Source organism: Streptomonospora nanhaiensis, from assembly GCF_026642255.1.
Classification (GTDB): Bacteria; Actinomycetota; Actinomycetes; order Streptosporangiales; family Streptosporangiaceae; genus Nocardiopsis; species Nocardiopsis tropica.
On record NZ_CP113264.1, the window covers coordinates 6,534,775 to 6,550,933 of the forward strand.

At 70.7% G+C, this 16,159-nt stretch carries 15 protein-coding genes; all 15 read right to left on the reverse strand.

All coding sequences use genetic code 11. The features are described from left to right. Nucleotide 1: 1 nt before the first annotated feature. The 15 genes from nuoL to OUQ99_RS28215 all read right to left on the reverse strand — a co-directional run bounded on the left by nuoL (nt 2) and on the right by OUQ99_RS28215 (nt 15,884). The gene (gene nuoL / locus OUQ99_RS28145) at nt 2-1,945 is read right to left on the reverse strand and encodes an NADH-quinone oxidoreductase subunit L (protein WP_267950533.1); all 1,944 of its coding nucleotides are present in this window, start codon (nt 1,943-1,945) and stop codon (nt 2-4) included. Nucleotides 1,946-1,959: 14 nt separating this feature from the next. Continuing rightward, a complete protein-coding gene (gene nuoK / locus OUQ99_RS28150) occupies nt 1,960-2,259 on the reverse strand; it encodes an NADH-quinone oxidoreductase subunit NuoK (protein WP_013156051.1) in 300 nt (99 codons plus the stop codon). Then, nucleotides 2,247-3,236, reverse strand: a complete 990-nt coding sequence (locus OUQ99_RS28155) for an NADH-quinone oxidoreductase subunit J (RefSeq protein ID WP_431061458.1) — start codon at nt 3,234-3,236, stop codon at nt 2,247-2,249. The genes nuoK and OUQ99_RS28155 overlap by 13 nt, the downstream gene beginning before the upstream one ends. Further along, nucleotides 3,233-3,784 (reverse strand): NADH-quinone oxidoreductase subunit NuoI, encoded by a 552-nt coding sequence (gene nuoI, locus OUQ99_RS28160; RefSeq protein WP_267946784.1) that lies wholly within the window; start codon nt 3,782-3,784, stop codon nt 3,233-3,235. Before nuoI ends, OUQ99_RS28155 begins: the two co-directional genes overlap by 4 nt. Beyond that, nucleotides 3,777-5,144: an NADH-quinone oxidoreductase subunit NuoH gene (gene nuoH, locus OUQ99_RS28165; protein ID WP_267946785.1), complete on the reverse strand. Its 1,368-nt coding sequence runs from the start codon at nt 5,142-5,144 to the stop codon at nt 3,777-3,779. The genes nuoI and nuoH overlap by 8 nt, the downstream gene beginning before the upstream one ends. Beyond that, a complete protein-coding gene (locus OUQ99_RS28170; RefSeq protein ID WP_267946786.1) occupies nt 5,141-7,621 on the reverse strand; it encodes an NADH-quinone oxidoreductase subunit G in 2,481 nt (826 codons plus the stop codon). Before OUQ99_RS28170 ends, nuoH begins: the two co-directional genes overlap by 4 nt. Beyond that, on the reverse strand, nt 7,618-8,937 hold the full coding sequence (gene nuoF / locus OUQ99_RS28175) for an NADH-quinone oxidoreductase subunit NuoF (protein WP_267946787.1): 1,320 nt from the start codon (nt 8,935-8,937) through the stop codon (nt 7,618-7,620). The genes OUQ99_RS28170 and nuoF overlap by 4 nt, the downstream gene beginning before the upstream one ends. Then, nucleotides 8,934-9,686: an NADH-quinone oxidoreductase subunit NuoE gene (gene nuoE, locus OUQ99_RS28180; RefSeq protein WP_267946788.1), complete on the reverse strand. Its 753-nt coding sequence runs from the start codon at nt 9,684-9,686 to the stop codon at nt 8,934-8,936. The genes nuoF and nuoE overlap by 4 nt, the downstream gene beginning before the upstream one ends. Beyond that, entirely contained in the window at nt 9,683-10,978 is a 1,296-nt protein-coding gene (locus OUQ99_RS28185) for an NADH-quinone oxidoreductase subunit D (RefSeq protein WP_267946789.1), read from the reverse strand. The genes nuoE and OUQ99_RS28185 overlap by 4 nt, the downstream gene beginning before the upstream one ends. A gap of 43 nt (nt 10,979-11,021) precedes the next feature. Further along, nucleotides 11,022-11,753 (reverse strand): NADH-quinone oxidoreductase subunit C, encoded by a 732-nt coding sequence (locus OUQ99_RS28190; RefSeq protein ID WP_267946790.1) that lies wholly within the window; start codon nt 11,751-11,753, stop codon nt 11,022-11,024. 1 nt (nt 11,754) lies between these two features. Beyond that, nucleotides 11,755-12,300: a NuoB/complex I 20 kDa subunit family protein gene (locus OUQ99_RS28195; protein ID WP_267946791.1), complete on the reverse strand. Its 546-nt coding sequence runs from the start codon at nt 12,298-12,300 to the stop codon at nt 11,755-11,757. Nucleotides 12,301-12,367: 67 nt separating this feature from the next. Then, complete coding sequence (locus OUQ99_RS28200) at nt 12,368-12,727, reverse strand: NADH-quinone oxidoreductase subunit A (RefSeq protein WP_267946792.1); 360 nt, start codon at nt 12,725-12,727, stop codon at nt 12,368-12,370. A gap of 201 nt (nt 12,728-12,928) precedes the next feature. Continuing rightward, nucleotides 12,929-14,233: a geranylgeranyl reductase family protein gene (locus OUQ99_RS28205; protein ID WP_267946793.1), complete on the reverse strand. Its 1,305-nt coding sequence runs from the start codon at nt 14,231-14,233 to the stop codon at nt 12,929-12,931. Between the two features lie 429 nt (nt 14,234-14,662). After that, complete coding sequence (locus OUQ99_RS28210) at nt 14,663-15,373, reverse strand: demethylmenaquinone methyltransferase (RefSeq protein ID WP_267946794.1); 711 nt, start codon at nt 15,371-15,373, stop codon at nt 14,663-14,665. Nucleotides 15,374-15,500: 127 nt separating this feature from the next. Then, nucleotides 15,501-15,884: a hypothetical protein gene (locus tag OUQ99_RS28215; RefSeq protein ID WP_267946795.1), complete on the reverse strand. Its 384-nt coding sequence runs from the start codon at nt 15,882-15,884 to the stop codon at nt 15,501-15,503. Nucleotides 15,885-16,159: the final 275 nt, after the last annotated feature.

Below are 16,159 nucleotides of genomic sequence, written 5' to 3' on the forward strand. Positions count from 1 at the left end.
TCTAGAACCTCACAGCCAGCGTCGCGGCGACGATGACGGCGCCGAGGAGCATCGTGAGCGCGTACGTCCGGGCGAAGCCGGTCTGCGCCCTGCCCAGTCCGCGGGAGGAGTCGCGCACACCCGTGCCGAGCCCGTTGACCGCGCCGTCGATGATCTTGTCCTCGACCACGAGCAGGACCTTGGTCAGGACCTGTCCGGGCCGCATCAGCAGGCCTTCGTTGATCTGGTTTCCGTACAGCTCCTCACGCGCGAAGGCGGTGACGAGGTTGGCCTTGGGCGCGGTCCTCGCCACCGGCCTGCGCAGGTAGACCACCCAGGCGAGGGCCACACCGCCCGCCATCACGGCCAGGGCCGCGATCCCGTAGGGGGCGGTGAACGCGTGCGCCACGTCGAAGTGGTGCGGGTGGGCCCCGATGCTCGGGGCCAGGAAGTTCGCGAACCGGTCGCCGAGGGTCATGAACGCGCCCAGGGCGACGGAGCCGATCGCCAGCACCACCATGGGAGCGGTCATGCTGACCGGCGACTCGTGCGGGTGCACGCCCTCCTCCCAGCGCTTCTCGCCGAAGAAGGTCATGAAGACCATCCGCGACATGTAGAAGGCGGTGAGCGCGGCGCCGACGATGACGGCGGTGCCGAGGACCAGGCCCCGGGTGCCGCCGACGCCGAAGGCCGCGGAGATGATGCTCTCCTTGGTCCACCAGCCGGACAGCAGCGGGAACCCGATGATGGCGAGGTAGCCGAGGCCGAAGGTCGCGAACGTGACCGGCATGGCCTTGCGGAGCGCCCCGTACCGGCGCATGTCCACGCCGTCGTTCATGGCGTGCATGACCGATCCGGCGCCGAGGAACAGCCCGGCCTTGAAGAAGCCGTGCGTGACCAGGTGGGCGATGGCGGCCACGTAGCCGACGGGGCCGAGCCCGGCGGCGAGGACCATCATGCCGATCTGGCTCATCGTGGACCCGGCGAGGGACTTCTTGATGTCGTCCTTGGCCGAGGCGATGATCCCGCCCGCGATCATGGTCGCGGCGCCCACGACGGTGACGACCGTCTGGGCGACGGGCGCGGCCTCGAAGACCGGCCCGGCGCGCACGATGAGGTACACGCCCGCGGTGACCATGGTGGCCGCGTGGATGAGCGCGGACACCGGGGTGGGGCCCTCCATGGCGTCGAGGAGCCAGGCCTGGAGGGGGAGCTGCGCGGACTTGCCGCACGCGCCGAGGAGCAGCAGCAGCCCGACGGCGAGCAGGACGCCGTCGCCGGCCCCGGGGACGGCCGCGAACACGTCGCTGAAGCTGACCGCGCCCAGCGCCGTGAACATGATCATGATGGCGACCAGCAGGCCGATGTCGCCGACCCGGTTGATCAGGAACGCCTTCTTGGCGGCGGTGGCCGCGGTCGGCTTGTACTGCCAGAACCCGATGAGCAGGTAGGACGCGAGGCCGACGCCCTCCCAGCCGAGGAACAGCAGGACGAAGTTGTCCGCGAGCACCAGCACGAGCATGGCGGCGACGAACAGGTTGAGGTAGGCGAAGAACCGCCGTTTGCCGGGGTCCTCGGACATGTAGCCGAGGGAGTAGATGTGGATCAGGGAGCCGACGAAGGTGATCAGCAGGACGAAGCTGATCGAGAGCGGGTCGACCAGGAGGTCCACCCCGGCGGAGAAGTCGCCGACGGCGAACCACTGGTAGACGGGGACGGCGACGCTGCGGGCGTCGGCGCCCCGGCCCAGGAGGTCGAACAGGGCCAGGAGCGCCCAGGCGAAGGCGGCGACCGGGAGGGCCGTGGCCAGCCAGGGCCCCCACTTGTCGGTTCGCCTCCCCCCGAGCAGCAGGATCGCCGCGCCCGCGAGCGGCAGGGCGATCAGCAGCCAGGCGTTCGACAGCACCGCGCTGTCGGCGGCGGTCGCCACCGCGGGTTCGGCGGCGAGGTACGCGTGAGATGTCACTGCCACGTCGCCTTCTAGTGCTTGAGCAGGTTCGCGTCATCGAGCGACGCGGACCTGCGGGTTCGGAAGATCTGCATGATGATCGCGAGGCCGACCACCACCTCGGCGGCGGCGACGACCATCACGAAGAACGCGATGACCTGGCCCTCGATGTCCCCGTGCATCCGGGCGAACGCGACGAACGCCAGGTTGCAGGCGTTGAGCATGAGCTCCACGCACATGAAGACGATGATCGCGTTGCGCCGGACGAGTACGCCGACGGCGCCGATGGTGAACAGCAGCGCCGCGAGGACGATGTAGTTCATCGGGTCCACGAGGACTCGACCTCCTGCCCGTTGCCGTTGCTGTTCTCGGTGTCGCCGGTCCCGTCGGCGCCGTCGTCCGGGTCGCCGCCGGGGCCCTCGCCGGTGTCGGAGACGGGCTCGCCCTCCTTGGCGGAGGCCGGGTCCGAGGCCCCGCCGGGCAGCGCGGGGCTGCCGGTGCGGACGTCGGCGGGCACCCGCGACTGGTACTCGGGGTCGCGGGCGGTGAGCACCGGGTTGAGGGAGAGCTTGGAGACCGTGCCGTCCGGCAGCAGCGCGGGCATGTCGATCGCGTTGTGCCGGGCGTAGGTGCCCGGTCCGGGCAGCGGGGTCGGGTGGTCGCCGCGGATGCGGTCCTCGGAGATCTCCCGCTGGGTGCGCCGCTTCTTCGTGCGGGCGGTGTGCGCGAGCACCATGGCGCCGAGGACGGCGGTGATGAGCAGCGCGCCGGTGGCCTCGAAGGCGACCACGTAGCGCAGGAGCAGCTCGCCCGCGATCCACGGGATGGTGCCCCCGGCGGCCGCCGCCCCGGCGCCCAGCCCGACCGGGTCGCCCACGGAGATGCGGGTGATGCCGGTGGCCAGGGCGCCCACGAAGGCGAGCGCGACGACGGCGGTCATGATCCGCTGTCCGCTGAGCGTCTCCACGAGGGAGTCGGCCGAGCTGACGCCGATGAGCATCAGCACGAACAGGAACAGCATGAGGACGGCGCCGGTGTAGACGACGATCTGGACGACCATCAGGAACGGCGCCGCGTTGATGCCGTAGAAGATGGCCAGGCCGACCATGGTCAGCGCCATGGACATGGCCGAGTGGACGGCCTTGCGCGAGAAGACCACGCCGAGGGCGCCCAGGAGGACGACCGCGCCGAGGATCCAGAACGCGGTGGCCTCCCCGCCCGTGATGGGCGCGGCGAGGTACAGCGGGGCGTCCACGGGCGCGTCGAGCGGGACGTTGACGCCGTGGTGGGTCGTGGAGAGCGGGTTCAACGGACCCCCTCCGCGCTCTCCGCCGGGGCGCCCTGCGTCCCGTGCTGGCCGCGCCCGGTGGCGTAGTAGTCCTGCTCGGTGTCGCCGAGGCGCATCGGGTGGGGCGGCTGCTCCATGCCCTCCTTGAGGGGGGCGAGCAGCTGCTCCTTCGTCCAGATCAGGCTCTGCCTGCTGGTGTCGGCCAGCTCGTACTCGTTGGTCATCGTGAGGGCGCGCGTGGGGCACGCCTCCACGCACAGCCCGCACAGGATGCAGCGCAGGTAGTTGATCTGGTAGATGCGGCCGTAGCGCTCGCCGGGCGAGTACCTGTCGTCGTCGCTGTTGTCACCGGCCTCCACGTAGATGGCGTCGGCCGGGCAGGCCCAGGCGCACAGTTCGCACCCGATGCACTTCTCCAGGCCGTCGGCCCACCTGTTCAGCTGGTGTCGGCCGTGGAAGCGCGGCGCCGTGGGGCGCTTGACCTCCGGGTATTCGACCGTCGGCACCTTCTTGAACATGGTGTGGAAGGTGACGCCGAATCCTTTGACGGGGTTGAGCCACTCAAGCACCGGAAACCTCCTCACCCTTCTTGTTGCTCTCGGCGGCGACCGGGGCCGTCCGCGGCGGTTCGGCGAGCACGCTGCTGCCGTAGTGCGGGGCGGTGCTCGGCGGCACCGGGAACCCGCCGAAGGCGGGATCCTTGTGGGCGCGGCGCCGGCTCTCGGCCCGCAGGCGCGCCTCCTCGGCGCGTTCGCGGCGGGCGGAGCGCGCCCAGGCGGCGAACGCCCCGATCGTCGCGGCGGAGAACCCGGCGACCACGAGGCCGATGACGATCGGCGACGCGCCGTCCAGGACGAGCATCCGGACGACGGCGACGGCGGTGATCCACACCAGCTGGATGGGGATGAGCACCTTCCAGCCGAGCTTCATCAGCTGGTCGTAGCGCACCCGGGGGAGGCTGCCGCGCGCCCAGATGAACAGGAACATGACGCACAGGAACTTGAGCAGCCACCACAGGGCGGGCCACCAGCCCTCGTTGGCGCCGGGCAGGATCGCGCTGACCCCGGGCGGGGCGAGCCAGCCGCCGAGGAAGAGCGTGACGGACACGGCCGCGACCGTGCACATGTTCACGTACTCCGCGAGGAAGAACATCGTGAACTTCATGGACCCGTACTCGGTCATGAAGCCGCCGACGATCTCGCCCTCGCCCTCCGCGAGGTCGAAGGGCAGCCGGTTGGTCTCGCCGACCATCGTCACCAGGTAGATGAGGAAGGACGGCAGGAGCAGCACGGCGAACCAGAGCCCGCGCTGGGACTCGACGATCCCCGACGTGGTGAGGGTGCCGGACATGATGAAGACCGCGACGAAGGACAGGCCCATCGCGATCTCGTAGCTGATCACCTGGGCGGAGGCCCGCAGGCCGCCGAGCAGGGCGTACGGCGACTGGGACGCCCAGCCGCCGAGCACGAACCCGTACACGCCGAGCGCCGCGGTGGCCAGGACGACCAGGGCGGCGATGGGCAGGTCGGTGAGCTGGAGCGGGGTGGTGACCCCGAACATGTTCACCTCGGGCCCGATCGGGATGACCGAGAACGCGATGAACGCGGGCACGGCCGCGATCATCGGCGCGGCGATGTAGACGAACCGGTCCACCCCGCGCGGGATCAGGTCCTCCTTGAGGGAGAGCTTGATGCCGTCGAACAGGGACTGGAGGAGGCCGAAGGGGCCCATCCGGTTGGGTCCGTGGCGCTGCTGCATGCGGCCCATGACCTTGCGGTCGGCCATGATCATCATCAGCACGCAGAGCATGAGGAAGACGAAGATCGCCAGGGCCTTGATCGTGGTGATCCACCACGGGTCGTTGCCGAAGGCGCCCAGGGTCTCCTCCGAGGCGAGCTGGAGGACGCCCGTGTGGACGGCGGGGCTCACTGCTGCCTCCCGGCGGTGTGGTGGGACGCGCCCGCGGATTCGGGCGCGGACAGGATGACCGTGTCCCCGGCGCCGCTGCCGAGGTCGCGTCGGACGACGCAGCCGCGGGCGTTGGCCGGGAGCCAGACGACGCGGTCGGCGATGTCGGCGACGACGACCGGGACGGTGACGGAGCCGTGGGCGCCGGTGACGCCGAGCATCCCGCCGTCGGGGACCCCGACCTCGTCCGCGGTGGTCCTGGACAGGTAGGCGCGGGGCGGCCTGGCGGTGCCGGCGAGGAACGGCTCGCCGTCCTCCATGCGCCCGGTGCCGAGCAGCTGCCGCCAGGTGGACAGGACGGCCTGCCCGGCCTCCGGCTCGGGGACGGCGACCGGCCGGGTGGAGGGGCCGGAGGGCCGGTTCCCCGTCCACAGGCCCAGTTCGAGCAGTTCGCGGTAGGCGGACGCGGCGTCGGGCAGGCCGAGGTGCACGTCCATGCCGTCCGCGACGGCGGAGAGGACCCGCAGGTCGGAGAGGGCTCCGGGGACCTTGAGCGCGTCACCGAAGGGCCGGTGGCGGCCCTCCCAGTTGACGAAGGTGCCGGACTTCTCCGCGACGGCGGCGACGGGGAGGACCACGTCGGCGCGGTCGGTGACCTCGCTCGCGCGCAGTTCGAGGCTGACGATGAACGGCACCCTGGCCAGGGCCGCGCGGGCGGCGTCCGGGTCGGGCAGGTCGTCCAGCTCGACCCCGGCGACGACCAGGGCGTCGAGCTCCCCGGCCGCGGCGGCGGCGATGATCGCGGCGGTGTCGCGGCCCGGGCGCTCGGGCAGGGACCCGACGTTCCAGGCGCGGGCGACCTCGGCGCGTGCGGCGGGGTCGGCCACGGGGCGTCCGCCGGGCAGCAGGCCCGGCAGCGCTCCGGCGTCGACGGCGCCGCGCTCCCCGGCCCGGCGCGGCACCCAGACGAGCCGGGCCCCGGTGCGGCGGGACAGGGCGGCGGCGGCGGTGAGCGCTCCGGGGACGGCGGCGAGCCGCTCCCCGACGGCGATGACCGCGCCCTCCTGACCGATGGCCTCCACGACCTCGGGGTGGTCGACGTCGAGGGCGTTGAGGACGCGGCCCTCGTCGCCGGGCACGGCGCGGACGAGCGTGCCGTCGGTCTTGGTCAGGCCCAGGCTGGCGTGCGAGGCGACCGAGAAGACCTTCAGCTTGCGCTTGCGGGCGCCCTTGCGCAGGCGCAGGAACGTGGAGGGCGACTCGTCCTCCGGCTCGAACCCGGCCAGGAGCACGGCGGGCGCCTTCTCCAGGGCGGTGAAGTCCACGCCGACGGGGGTTCCCGCGACGTGGGCGGCCAGGAACGCGGCCTCCTCCTCGGAGTGGTCGCGCGCACGCATGTCCACGTCGTTGGTGCCGAGGGCGACCCGCGCGAACTTGGCGTAGGCGTAGGCGTCCTCGTAGGTGAGGCGGCCCCCGGTGAGCACGCCGACCCGGCCGCGCGCGGCGGCCAGGCCCTGCCCGGCGAGGGTGATCGCCTCGGACCAGGACGCGAACTCCAGGGCCTTGGTCTCCTCGTCGCGGACGAGGGGGCGGGTGAGGCGGTCGGGCTGGGTGGCGTAGGTGAACGCCCACCGGCCCTTGTCGCAGTTCCACTCCTCGTTGACCTGCGGGTCGTCCCCGGCCAGGCGGCGGGTGACCTTGCCCCGGCGGTGGTCGGTGCGCTGGGCGCAGCCCCCGGCGCAGTGCTCGCACACGCTGGGGGTGGAGACCAGGTCGAAGGGCCGTGACCGGAACCGGTAGGCGGAGCCGGTCAGGGCGCCCACCGGGCAGATCTGCACGGTGTTGCCGCTGAAGTAGGAGTTGAAGGCCTCGCCGTCGGCGATGCCGACCTGCTCCTGGGCCCCGCGCTCCATCAGCTCGATGAGCGGGTCCCCGGCGATCTGCGCGGCGAACCGGGTGCAGCGGGCGCACTGGATGCAGCGCTCCCGGTCGAGCAGCACCCCGGTGGACAGCGGGATCGGCTTGGGGAAGGTGCGCTTGACGTCGACGAAGCGCGTCTCGCCCCGCCCCGTGGACACGGCCTGGTTCTGGAGGGGGCACTCGCCGCCCTTGTCGCAGACCGGGCAGTCCAGCGGGTGGTTGATGAGCAGGAACTCCATGATCCCGCGCTGGGCCTTCTCCGCCACCGGGGAGGTGAGGTGGGTGTTGACCACCATCCCCTCCATGACGGTGATGGTGCAGGAGGCCTGCGGCTTGGGCATGCCGCGGCCGTTGCCCATGTCGGGGATCTCGACCAGGCACTGGCGGCAGGCGCCGACCGGGTCGAGGAGCGGGTGGTCGCAGAACCTCGGGATCTGGATGCCGAGGAGTTCGGCGGCCCGGATCAGGAGGGTGCCCTTGGGCACCTGGATCCGGAACCCGTCGATGGTGACGGTGATCAGGTCCTCGGGCGGCGGCGCCGGCGCCGATCCGCCGGAGGAGTTGGAGGTGACGGTCACTGGTTTCCTCCCGTCGCGGCCGGGCGGTCGCCCCACAGGGTGGACTTGGCGTGGTCGAACGGGCAGCCGCCCTGTTCGACGTGGTCGATGTACTCCTGGCGGAAGTGCTTGATGGAGGACATGACCGGGCTGGTCGCTCCGTCGCCGAGGGCGCAGAACGAGCGGCCGAGCAGGTTGTCGCAGATGTCGAGGAGCTTGTCGAGGTCGGCCTCGGTGCCCTCGCCGCGCTCGATGCGGTCCAGGACCTGGACCATCCAGTAGTTGCCCTCGCGGCAGGGCGTGCACTTGCCGCAGGACTCGTGCGCGTAGAAGGCGATCCACCGGCCGACGGCGCGGACCACGCAGGTGGTCTCGTCGAAGACCTGGAGCGCGCGGGTGCCGAGCATGGACCCGGCCGCCCCGACCGACTCGAAGTCGAGCGGGGTGTCCAGGTGCTGGTCGGTGAAGATGGGCGTGGAGGAGCCGCCGGGGGTCCAGAACTTGAGGCTGTGCCCGGCCCGCACCCCTCCGGCCATGTCGAGGAGCTCGCGCAGGGTGATCCCGAGCGGCGCCTCGTACTGGCCGGGCCGGGTGACGTGCCCGGACAGGGAGAAGAAGCCGAAGCCGGCGGACTTCTCGGTGCCCATGGACGTGAACCACTCGGCGCCGTTGGCGACGATGCCGGGGACGCTGGCGATGGACTCGACGTTGTTGACCACGGTGGGCGAGGCGTAGAGCCCGGCCACGGCGGGGAACGGCGGCTTGAGCCGGGGCTGGCCCCGGTAGCCCTCCAGGGAGTCCAGGAGGGCGGTCTCCTCGCCGCAGATGTAGGCGCCCGCCCCGGCGTGGACGACGACGTCGAGGTCGAAGCCGCTGCCGAGGATGTCCCGGCCGAGCAGTCCGGCCTCGTAGGCGTCGGCGACGGCCTTGCGCAGGCGGCGGATGACGTGGACGACCTCGCCGCGCACGTAGATGAAGGCCTGGTTGGACTTGATCGCGTACGACGCGATCGCCACGCCCTCCACCAGCACGTGCGGGTTGGCGAGCATGAGCGGGATGTCCTTGCAGGTGCCCGGCTCGGACTCGTCGGCGTTGACGACGAGGTAGCGCGGGTTGGGGTTGTCCTTGGGCAGGAACCCCCACTTCATCCCGGTGGGGAACCCGGCGCCGCCGCGGCCGCGCAGGCCGGACTGCTTGACCAGGTCCACGAGGGCGTCGGGTTCCATGGCCAGGGCCTTGCGCAGCGCGTCGTAGCCGCCGGTGGCCTGGTACCCGTCGAGGGTGAAGGAGTCGGCGCGGTCCCAGTTGCGGGACAGGATCGGGGTCAGGGTGGTCATTTGGCGCCCTCCTCACCCTGGTCGCGGGTGGGAAGGTTCGCGGGGTCGGGCGCGGTCCAGCCGTTGCGCCGGGCCACGTCGAGTCCGGCGAGCGAGGCGCCCGCCGCCTGGACGCCCTCGCCGGCGCGGCCGTCGTCGAACCCGGCGAGCACGCGGGAGGCCTGCTTCCAGGTGCACAGGCTCGCGGGGCCGCGCGTGGGGGCGACGTCGTTGCCGAGCCGCAGGTCGTCGACCAGCCGCTTGGCGGTGTCGGGCGTCTGGTTGTCGAAGAACTCCCAGTTGACCATCACGACGGGGGCGAAGTCGCAGGCCGCGTTGCACTCCAGGTGCTCCAGCGTGACCTTGCCGTCCTCGGTGGTCCCGTTGTGGCCGACCCCGAGGTGGTCCTTGAGGGACGCGAAGATCTCGTCGCCCCCCATGACGGCGCACAGGGTGTTGGTGCACACGCCCACCTGGTAGTCGCCGCCGGGGCGGCGGCGGTACATGGTGTAGAACGTGGCGACCGCGTTGACCTCGGCGAGGGTGATGCCGAGCTGGTCGGCGCAGAAGCGCATCCCGGCCGTGCTCACGTGCCCCTCCTCGGACTGCACCAGGTGCAGCAGGGGGAGCAGGGCGGAGCGCTGCCGGGGGTAGCGGGCGATGATCTCCTTGGCGTCCGGTTCCAGACGGGCCGTGACCTCGTCGGGGAACCTCTCGCGCACGACCTGCGCGCTGTCCGCGCTGTCGGGTGTGGTGTCGTTCTGGTTCACCGGTCCACGCCTCCCATCACCGGGTCGATACTGGCCACGGCCGCGATCACGTCCGCCACCGTGCCGCCCTCGCACATGGCGGCGACGGCCTGGAGGTGCGTGAACGAGGGGTCGCGGAAGTGCACGCGGTGGGGGCGGGTGCCCCCGTCGCTGACGGCGTAGCAGCCGAGTTCGCCCTTGGCGCTCTCGACGGCCGCGTAGGCCTGGCCGGCGGGCACCCGGAAGCCCTCGGTGACCAGCTTGAAGTGGTGGATCAGGGCTTCCATGGAGCTGCTCATGATGTGCGCGATGTGGTCGGGCGAGTTGCCCAGCCCGTCGGGGCCGAGGGCCAGCTTGGCGGGCCAGCCGATCTTGGCGTCCTGGATCATCACCGGGCCGGGACCGAGCTTGTCCAGGCACTGCTCGATGATCTTCAGGCTCTCCTCCATCTCGGCGATGCGCACCCGGTAGCGGGCGTACACGTCGCCGCCGTCGGAGACGGGGACGTCGAACTCGTAGCCCTCGTAGCCGCAGTAGGGCTTGGACTTGCGCAGGTCGAACGCGAGTCCGGAGGCGCGCAGCAGCGGCCCGGTGACGCCGAGCGCCATGCAGCCGGGCAGGTTGAGGTAGGCGACGTCCTTGGTGCGGGCGAGGTAGACGGGGTTCTCGTCCAGGAGCTTGCGCATGATCTGGATGCGCTTGGGCATCTCCTTGAGCAGCTCCCGGACCTGGCCGACCGCGCCGGGCGGCAGGTCCTGCGCCACGCCGCCGGGGCGGACGTAGGCGTGGTTCATCCTCAGGCCGGTGACCAGCTCGAAGATGTCCAGGATCATCTCGCGCTCACGGAACCCGTTGGTCATGACCGTGGTCGCGCCGAGTTCCATGCCGAACGTCGCCATCGCCACGAAGTGGGAGGCCATCCGGTTGAGCTCCATCATCATCACGCGGATGACGCTGGCGCGCTCGGGGACGCGCTCGGTGATGCCGAGCAGCTTCTCGACCGCCAGGCAGTACGCCGTCTCGTTGAAGAGCGGCGTCAGGTAGTCCATGCGGGTGACGAACGTGGTGCCCTGCGTCCACGTCCGGTACTCCATGTTCTTCTCGATACCGGTGTGCAGGTAGCCGATGGCGACGCGTGCCTCGGTGCAGGTCTCACCGTCCAGGGTGAGGATCAGGCGGAGGACGCCGTGGGTGGACGGGTGCTGGGGGCCCATGTTGACGACGAGGCGTTCGGCGCTGGTGGCCTGCGCCTTCTCGATGACGTCGTCCCAGTCCCCGCCGGAGGCGTCGATGTAGTCCTCGGTGACGGTCATGCCGTGCCTCCCTTCGTGGCTGAGTGGCTGTGGGTGCTGGCGGTCACGTGTAGGACCTCCGCTCGTCCGGCGGGGGCACGGTGGCTCCCCGGTACTCGACGGGGATGCCGCCCAGCGGGTAGTCCTTGCGCTGCGGGTGGCCGCGCCAGTCGTCGGGCATCTGGATGCGGGTCAGCGCGGGGTGGCCGTCGAAGACGATGCCGAAGAAGTCCCAGGCCTCGCGCTCGTGCCAGTCGTTGGTCGGGTAGACCGACACGATCGACGGCACGTGCGGGTCGGCGTCGGGGCAGGTGGTGACGACGCGGATCTCGCTGTTGTGGCTGATGGAGCGGAAGTGGTAGACCGCGCGCAGTTCCCGGCCGGTGTCGTCGGGGAAGTGCACGCCTGTCACCCCCGTGCACAGCTCGTAGCGCAGGGCCGGGTCGTCGCGCAGCACGCGCGCCAGTTCCAGGAGCGCCTCGCGGCGCACGTGGAAGGTGAGTTCCCCGAGGGCGACCTCGACGCGCTCCACCGCTCCGGCGTCCTCGCCCAGGGCGGCCTCCAGGTCGTCGGCCACCCTGTCGAAGTCCGCGGTGCGCGGGTCGTCGGGGTCGGTGTAGGGGCGCGGGCTGTTCGCGGGAGCGCTCCCCCTGACCTGGAGCCCCCCGAAGCCGGAGGTGTCGCCCCCGGTGGAGCCGCCGAACATGCCGGTCCGCTTGACCGGGGCGGCCAGCCGCTCGCGTCCCTGCTTCTCGGGCAGCTCGGCGGCTTCCTCGTTGCGCTCTTTCTCGCTCATGTCAGTCCCTCGTCACCACGGGCAGCGACCGGCGGAGCATCCGCTCCTCGATCTCGGTGATCTCCAGCTCCCGGTGGGCGCCGAGCTTGGTGTTCTGGACCTTGTCGTGCAGCTTGAGCACGGCGTCGAGGAACATCTCCGGCCTGGGCGGGCAGCCCGGCAGGTAGATGTCGACCGGGACGATGTGGTCCACGCCCTGCACGATCGCGTAGTTGTTGAACATGCCGCCGCTGGAGGCGCACACGCCCATCGCGATGACCCACTTGGGCTCGGGCATCTGGTCGTAGATCTGGCGCAGGACGGGGGCCATCTTCTGGCTGACCCGTCCGGCGACGACCATGAGGTCGGCCTGGCGCGGGGTGGCGCCGAACTTCTCCATGCCGAACCGGGCCAGGTCGTAGTGGGGGCCGCCGACGGCCATCATCTCGATGGCGCAGCAGGCGAGCCCGAACGTGGCGGGCCACATGGAGCTCTTGCGGGCCAGGCCCACGACCTGCTCGACGGTCGTGAGCGCGATTCCGCTGGGGAGTTTCTCTTCGAGTCCCATCAGCTGCGGACCTCCTCCGGGCTGGGCTGGGCGGGCTGCCGGGTCTGGGCGGGGCGCGCGGTGGTCGTCAGTCCCATTCGAGGCCTCCGCGGCGCCACTCGTAGGCGTAGGCGATGGAGACGTTCACCAGGAAGAGGACGATCGCGACCAGTCCGAACCAGCCGAGGGCGTCGAAGTGGACGGCCCAGGGGATGAGGAAGATGATCTCGATGTCGAAGATGATGAACATCATGGCCGTCATGTAGTACTTGACGGTGAAGCGGCCGCCGCCCGCGGGCTGCGGGGTCGGCTCGATGCCGCATTCGTAGGCCTGCATCTTGGCCCGGTTGTAGCGCTTGGGGCCCATGACCGCCCCGGCCACCATCGACACCACCACGAACGCGGCGCCGATCCCGCCGAGCACGAATATCGGTGTGTAGAGCTCCACGGGTCACCCTCCTTCTGGCTGGTCGGCACGCTCGCGCATGCTTGTGATTGCTTTCACTAGCTCATCTCTTCGGTCGTCCCGTGCTGTCCTGTTGTGGCGCCGGACCCGACCGCCCGGCCGTGTTGTCCCAGTGCTCCGCGCCCGGTTCCCCGGGGCGGGCGGGCGGCTCCGGGGATCGGGGCCGCCCGGCCCGCGGAGCGGCTAGGCCGCGGGGGCGATCCTGGTCAGGCCGTTGATGACCCTGTCCATGGCGTCGCCCTGCGTGGGATCGGTGAGGTTGGCGAGCATCTTCAGCGCGAACTTCATGAGCGTGCGCTGGCGCAGGCCGTACTTGGTCGCGTACTTCATGAACTCGGGCTGGCCGATGACCTTCACGAAGTAGCGCCCGAGCGTGTAGTAGCCGCCGTAGGTGTCGGCGAGCACGTCGGGGTAGCTCAGCAGGGTCCGCTCGCGGGTCTGCTGGGTGGGCCGCCCGTGCGCCTGCACGATGACGTCGGCGGCGATGTTCCCGGCCTCCATGGCGTAGGCGATGCCCTCGCCGTTGAAGGGGTTGACCATGCCGCCGGCGTCGCCGACGAGCATGAGCCCGCGCGAGTAGTGCGGGACGCGGTTGAAGCCCATGGGAAGGGCGGCGCCGCGGATGGCGCCCTTCTGGTTGTCCTCGGTGAAGCCCCACTCCTCGGGCATGGACTCGGTCCAGCGGCGCAGGAGCTTGCGGTAGTCCACGTCCTGGAAGGAGGCGGTGGAGTTGAGGATGCCCAGGCCGACGTTGCTGGTGCCGTCGCCGACGCCGAAGACCCAGCCGTAGCCGGGCAGGAGGACGTCCTTGTCGCCGCTCCTGTCCCACAGCTCCAGCCAGGACTCCAGGTAGTCGTCCTTGTGGCGGGGGCTCTCGAAGTAGGTGCGCACGGCCACGCCCATGGGGCGGTCGTCGCGCTTGCGGATGCCCATGGCGACGGACAGCCGGGAGGAGTTGCCGTCGGCGGCCACGACCAGCGGGGCCCGGAAGGTCACGGGCTCGCGGTCGGCGTCCTTGGCGTGGACCCCGACGATGCGGTTGCTGCGCTCGTCCATGAGGGGGCCGGTGACGTTGGTCCGCTCCAGGAGTTTGGCGCCGGCGGACACCGCGCGGTCGACCAGGATCTGGTCGAAGTCGAGCCGGGTGCGGACGAGTCCGAAACCGGGGTAGGCGGCCAGGTCGGGCCAGGGGAGTTCGAGGCGGACGCCGGCGCCGACGATGCGCAGGCCGTGGTTCTTGATCCACCCCTCGTCCTCGAAGGTGATCCCCATGGCGGTGAGCTGCTTCACCGCCCTGGGGGTCAGTCCGTCGCCGCAGACCTTCTCCCGGGGGAAGGCGGTCTTCTCCAGGAGCAGGACGTCGAGTCCCGCCTGGGCGAGGTAGTAGGCGGTGGTTGAGCCGGAGGGGCCGGCGCCGACGACGATGACGTCGGCGTCGTACTCGGTCCGCTCCCGGCCTCTGGGAGAGGAGGTGGCTGTCTCGCTCACGGGTGGGTCCTCGACTGCTCGCGCGGTGCACCGTGGCGGGCCAGTGCGGGGACGACCCGCTCACGGGGGATGGTATGGGTGTTGTGGGACTTCCAACATGTCCGGTATGTGGCCATGTGTCCTGCGCCTCGTGGCCTTGTGAAGCACTTCACAAGGCTCTTTTCCGCAGTCTAGACCCTTACGCACCGCGAGGCGACCCCCGGGGGGCGCGCTAGACGTGTTATCCCCAAACGGGATATTGCTCCCAGATAGCCCCACTGGACACCTAAAGGCATCACCTTCTGACAAAGGTGCAGCTCATGATTGTTTCCGACACCCCAGGGGACCCAGTGGCAACACAAAAAACCCGGAGAACGCCCTGTTCTCCGGGTTTTGCGTGCTTATTAGCTATAAAAGAAGTATCGAGCTTCCTGGGCGCTATGTCGGTTTCTACTTGTCCCGGAAACCGCGGTGCAGGGCGACGATGCCCGTCGACAGGTTGCGCCAGGCGACCCTGGACCAGCCCGCGTCCTGGAGGTCGCGGGCGAGGTCGGCCTGCTTGGGCCAGGCCATGATCGACTCCGACAGGTAGTCGTAGGACTCGCCCCGGCCGGACACCGCGCCCGCGATCTTGGGCAGGGCGGCCATGAGGTAGGTGGAGTAGAGCTTGTCCACGAACTCCACCGGGATGTGGCTGAACTCGCAGATGACCAGCCGGCCGCCGACCTTGGTCACCCGCAGCAGCTCCCGCAGTGCCTGGTCCACGTCGCTGACGTTGCGCAGGCCGAAGGAGATCGTGACCGCGTCGAAGGTCTCGTCGGCGAAGGGGAGGCTGAGGGCGTCGCCCGCCACGAAGGTCACGCCGCCGGTGGAGGCGCCGCCCCGGCGCTTGGCGCCCGTGGTGAGCATGCCCAGGGAGAAGTCGCACGCGATGACGCGCGCGCCCTTCTTCACGAAGGACTCCGAGGAGGTGCCGGTGCCCGCGGCGAGGTCGAGGACCAGCTCTCCGCTGTAGGCCTCGACGGCGTTGACGACGGCCTTCCGCCAGATCCTGTCCTGTCCCAGCGAGATGACGTCGTTGACGAGGTCGTAGTTTTCGGCGATGCCATCGAACATCGCCGCGACGTCCTGGGGCTTCTTGTCGAGCTTCGCGCGGGTCATGGCACAAGACTAAGGGTGCGCTCCGTGCGGCCGTACCGCTCCCCCGCCCCGCCCGCGCCGTGCCTCCCGCCGCCGCGCCCCGGCCCCTTCCGCCGGCCCCCGGCCCGGCGCCCGCGGCCCGGCTCCGTCAGCCGTCCGGCCGGATCCGCCCGAACCTCTCGGCCATGACCGGGCCGAGGTGCCCGACCAGGGCGTATCCGGGCTGCCCCGGCCACGGAAGGGAGTAGAGGAACGACGTGCCGATCACCACGTCCACCTCGGGGACCCCGCGCGCGCTCTGCTCCTCCAGGAAGCCGAGGACCCCCTCCCAGTCCAGGCCGTGGCTCCCGTCGGAGAGGAACGACGCGACCACCGCCCGGGTGACGTCCCAGAAGAAGACGTGGGGGAGCGGGCCGCCGTCGAGATCGACGTGGCACTCGTAGTCCTCCTCCAGCCAGGGGACCGCGGCCACGAGGTCGGTGACGAGCTTCTGCGACTCCTCGTCCACGAACAGTTTCCCGGTGTCGTCCATAGGTGAACCGTGCTCCGTCCGCGAGGGTCTCGGACGGAACACCCTGCCGTGGCCCGGCGGTGCGCGCCACCGATTATCCGGCGCGGGCGGGCCGTCGCGTCACGGCCGCGCGGCGGGGTCCCGGGGCCGGACCCCGGTATCGGCTCGGTGGAATTCGGCCGTACTTCCAAGCGCATTCCGGAAGGCCATTTCTGCCCCCGTCCGAGAGGCGGCGGGGAGAAGGACGTACCCGCGGGTAGGAATCCCCCGACCTCGCATCCTTTCCGGCGCCACCG

What these genes read in the sequence shown, in the direction of transcription:
- OUQ99_RS28195 (WP_267946791.1), bottom strand. Translation starts at nt 12,300, where the DNA reads ATGGGACTCGAAGAGAAACTCCCCAGCGGAATCGCGCTCACGACCGTC.
- OUQ99_RS28190 (WP_267946790.1), bottom strand. Translation starts at nt 11,753, where the DNA reads ATGAGCGAGAAAGAGCGCAACGAGGAAGCCGCCGAGCTGCCCGAGAAG.
- OUQ99_RS28185 (WP_267946789.1), bottom strand. Translation starts at nt 10,978, where the DNA reads ATGACCGTCACCGAGGACTACATCGACGCCTCCGGCGGGGACTGGGAC.
- OUQ99_RS28210 (WP_267946794.1), bottom strand. Translation starts at nt 15,373, where the DNA reads ATGACCCGCGCGAAGCTCGACAAGAAGCCCCAGGACGTCGCGGCGATG.
- nuoF (WP_267946787.1), bottom strand. Translation starts at nt 8,937, where the DNA reads ATGACCACCCTGACCCCGATCCTGTCCCGCAACTGGGACCGCGCCGAC.
- OUQ99_RS28215 (WP_267946795.1), bottom strand. Translation starts at nt 15,884, where the DNA reads ATGGACGACACCGGGAAACTGTTCGTGGACGAGGAGTCGCAGAAGCTC.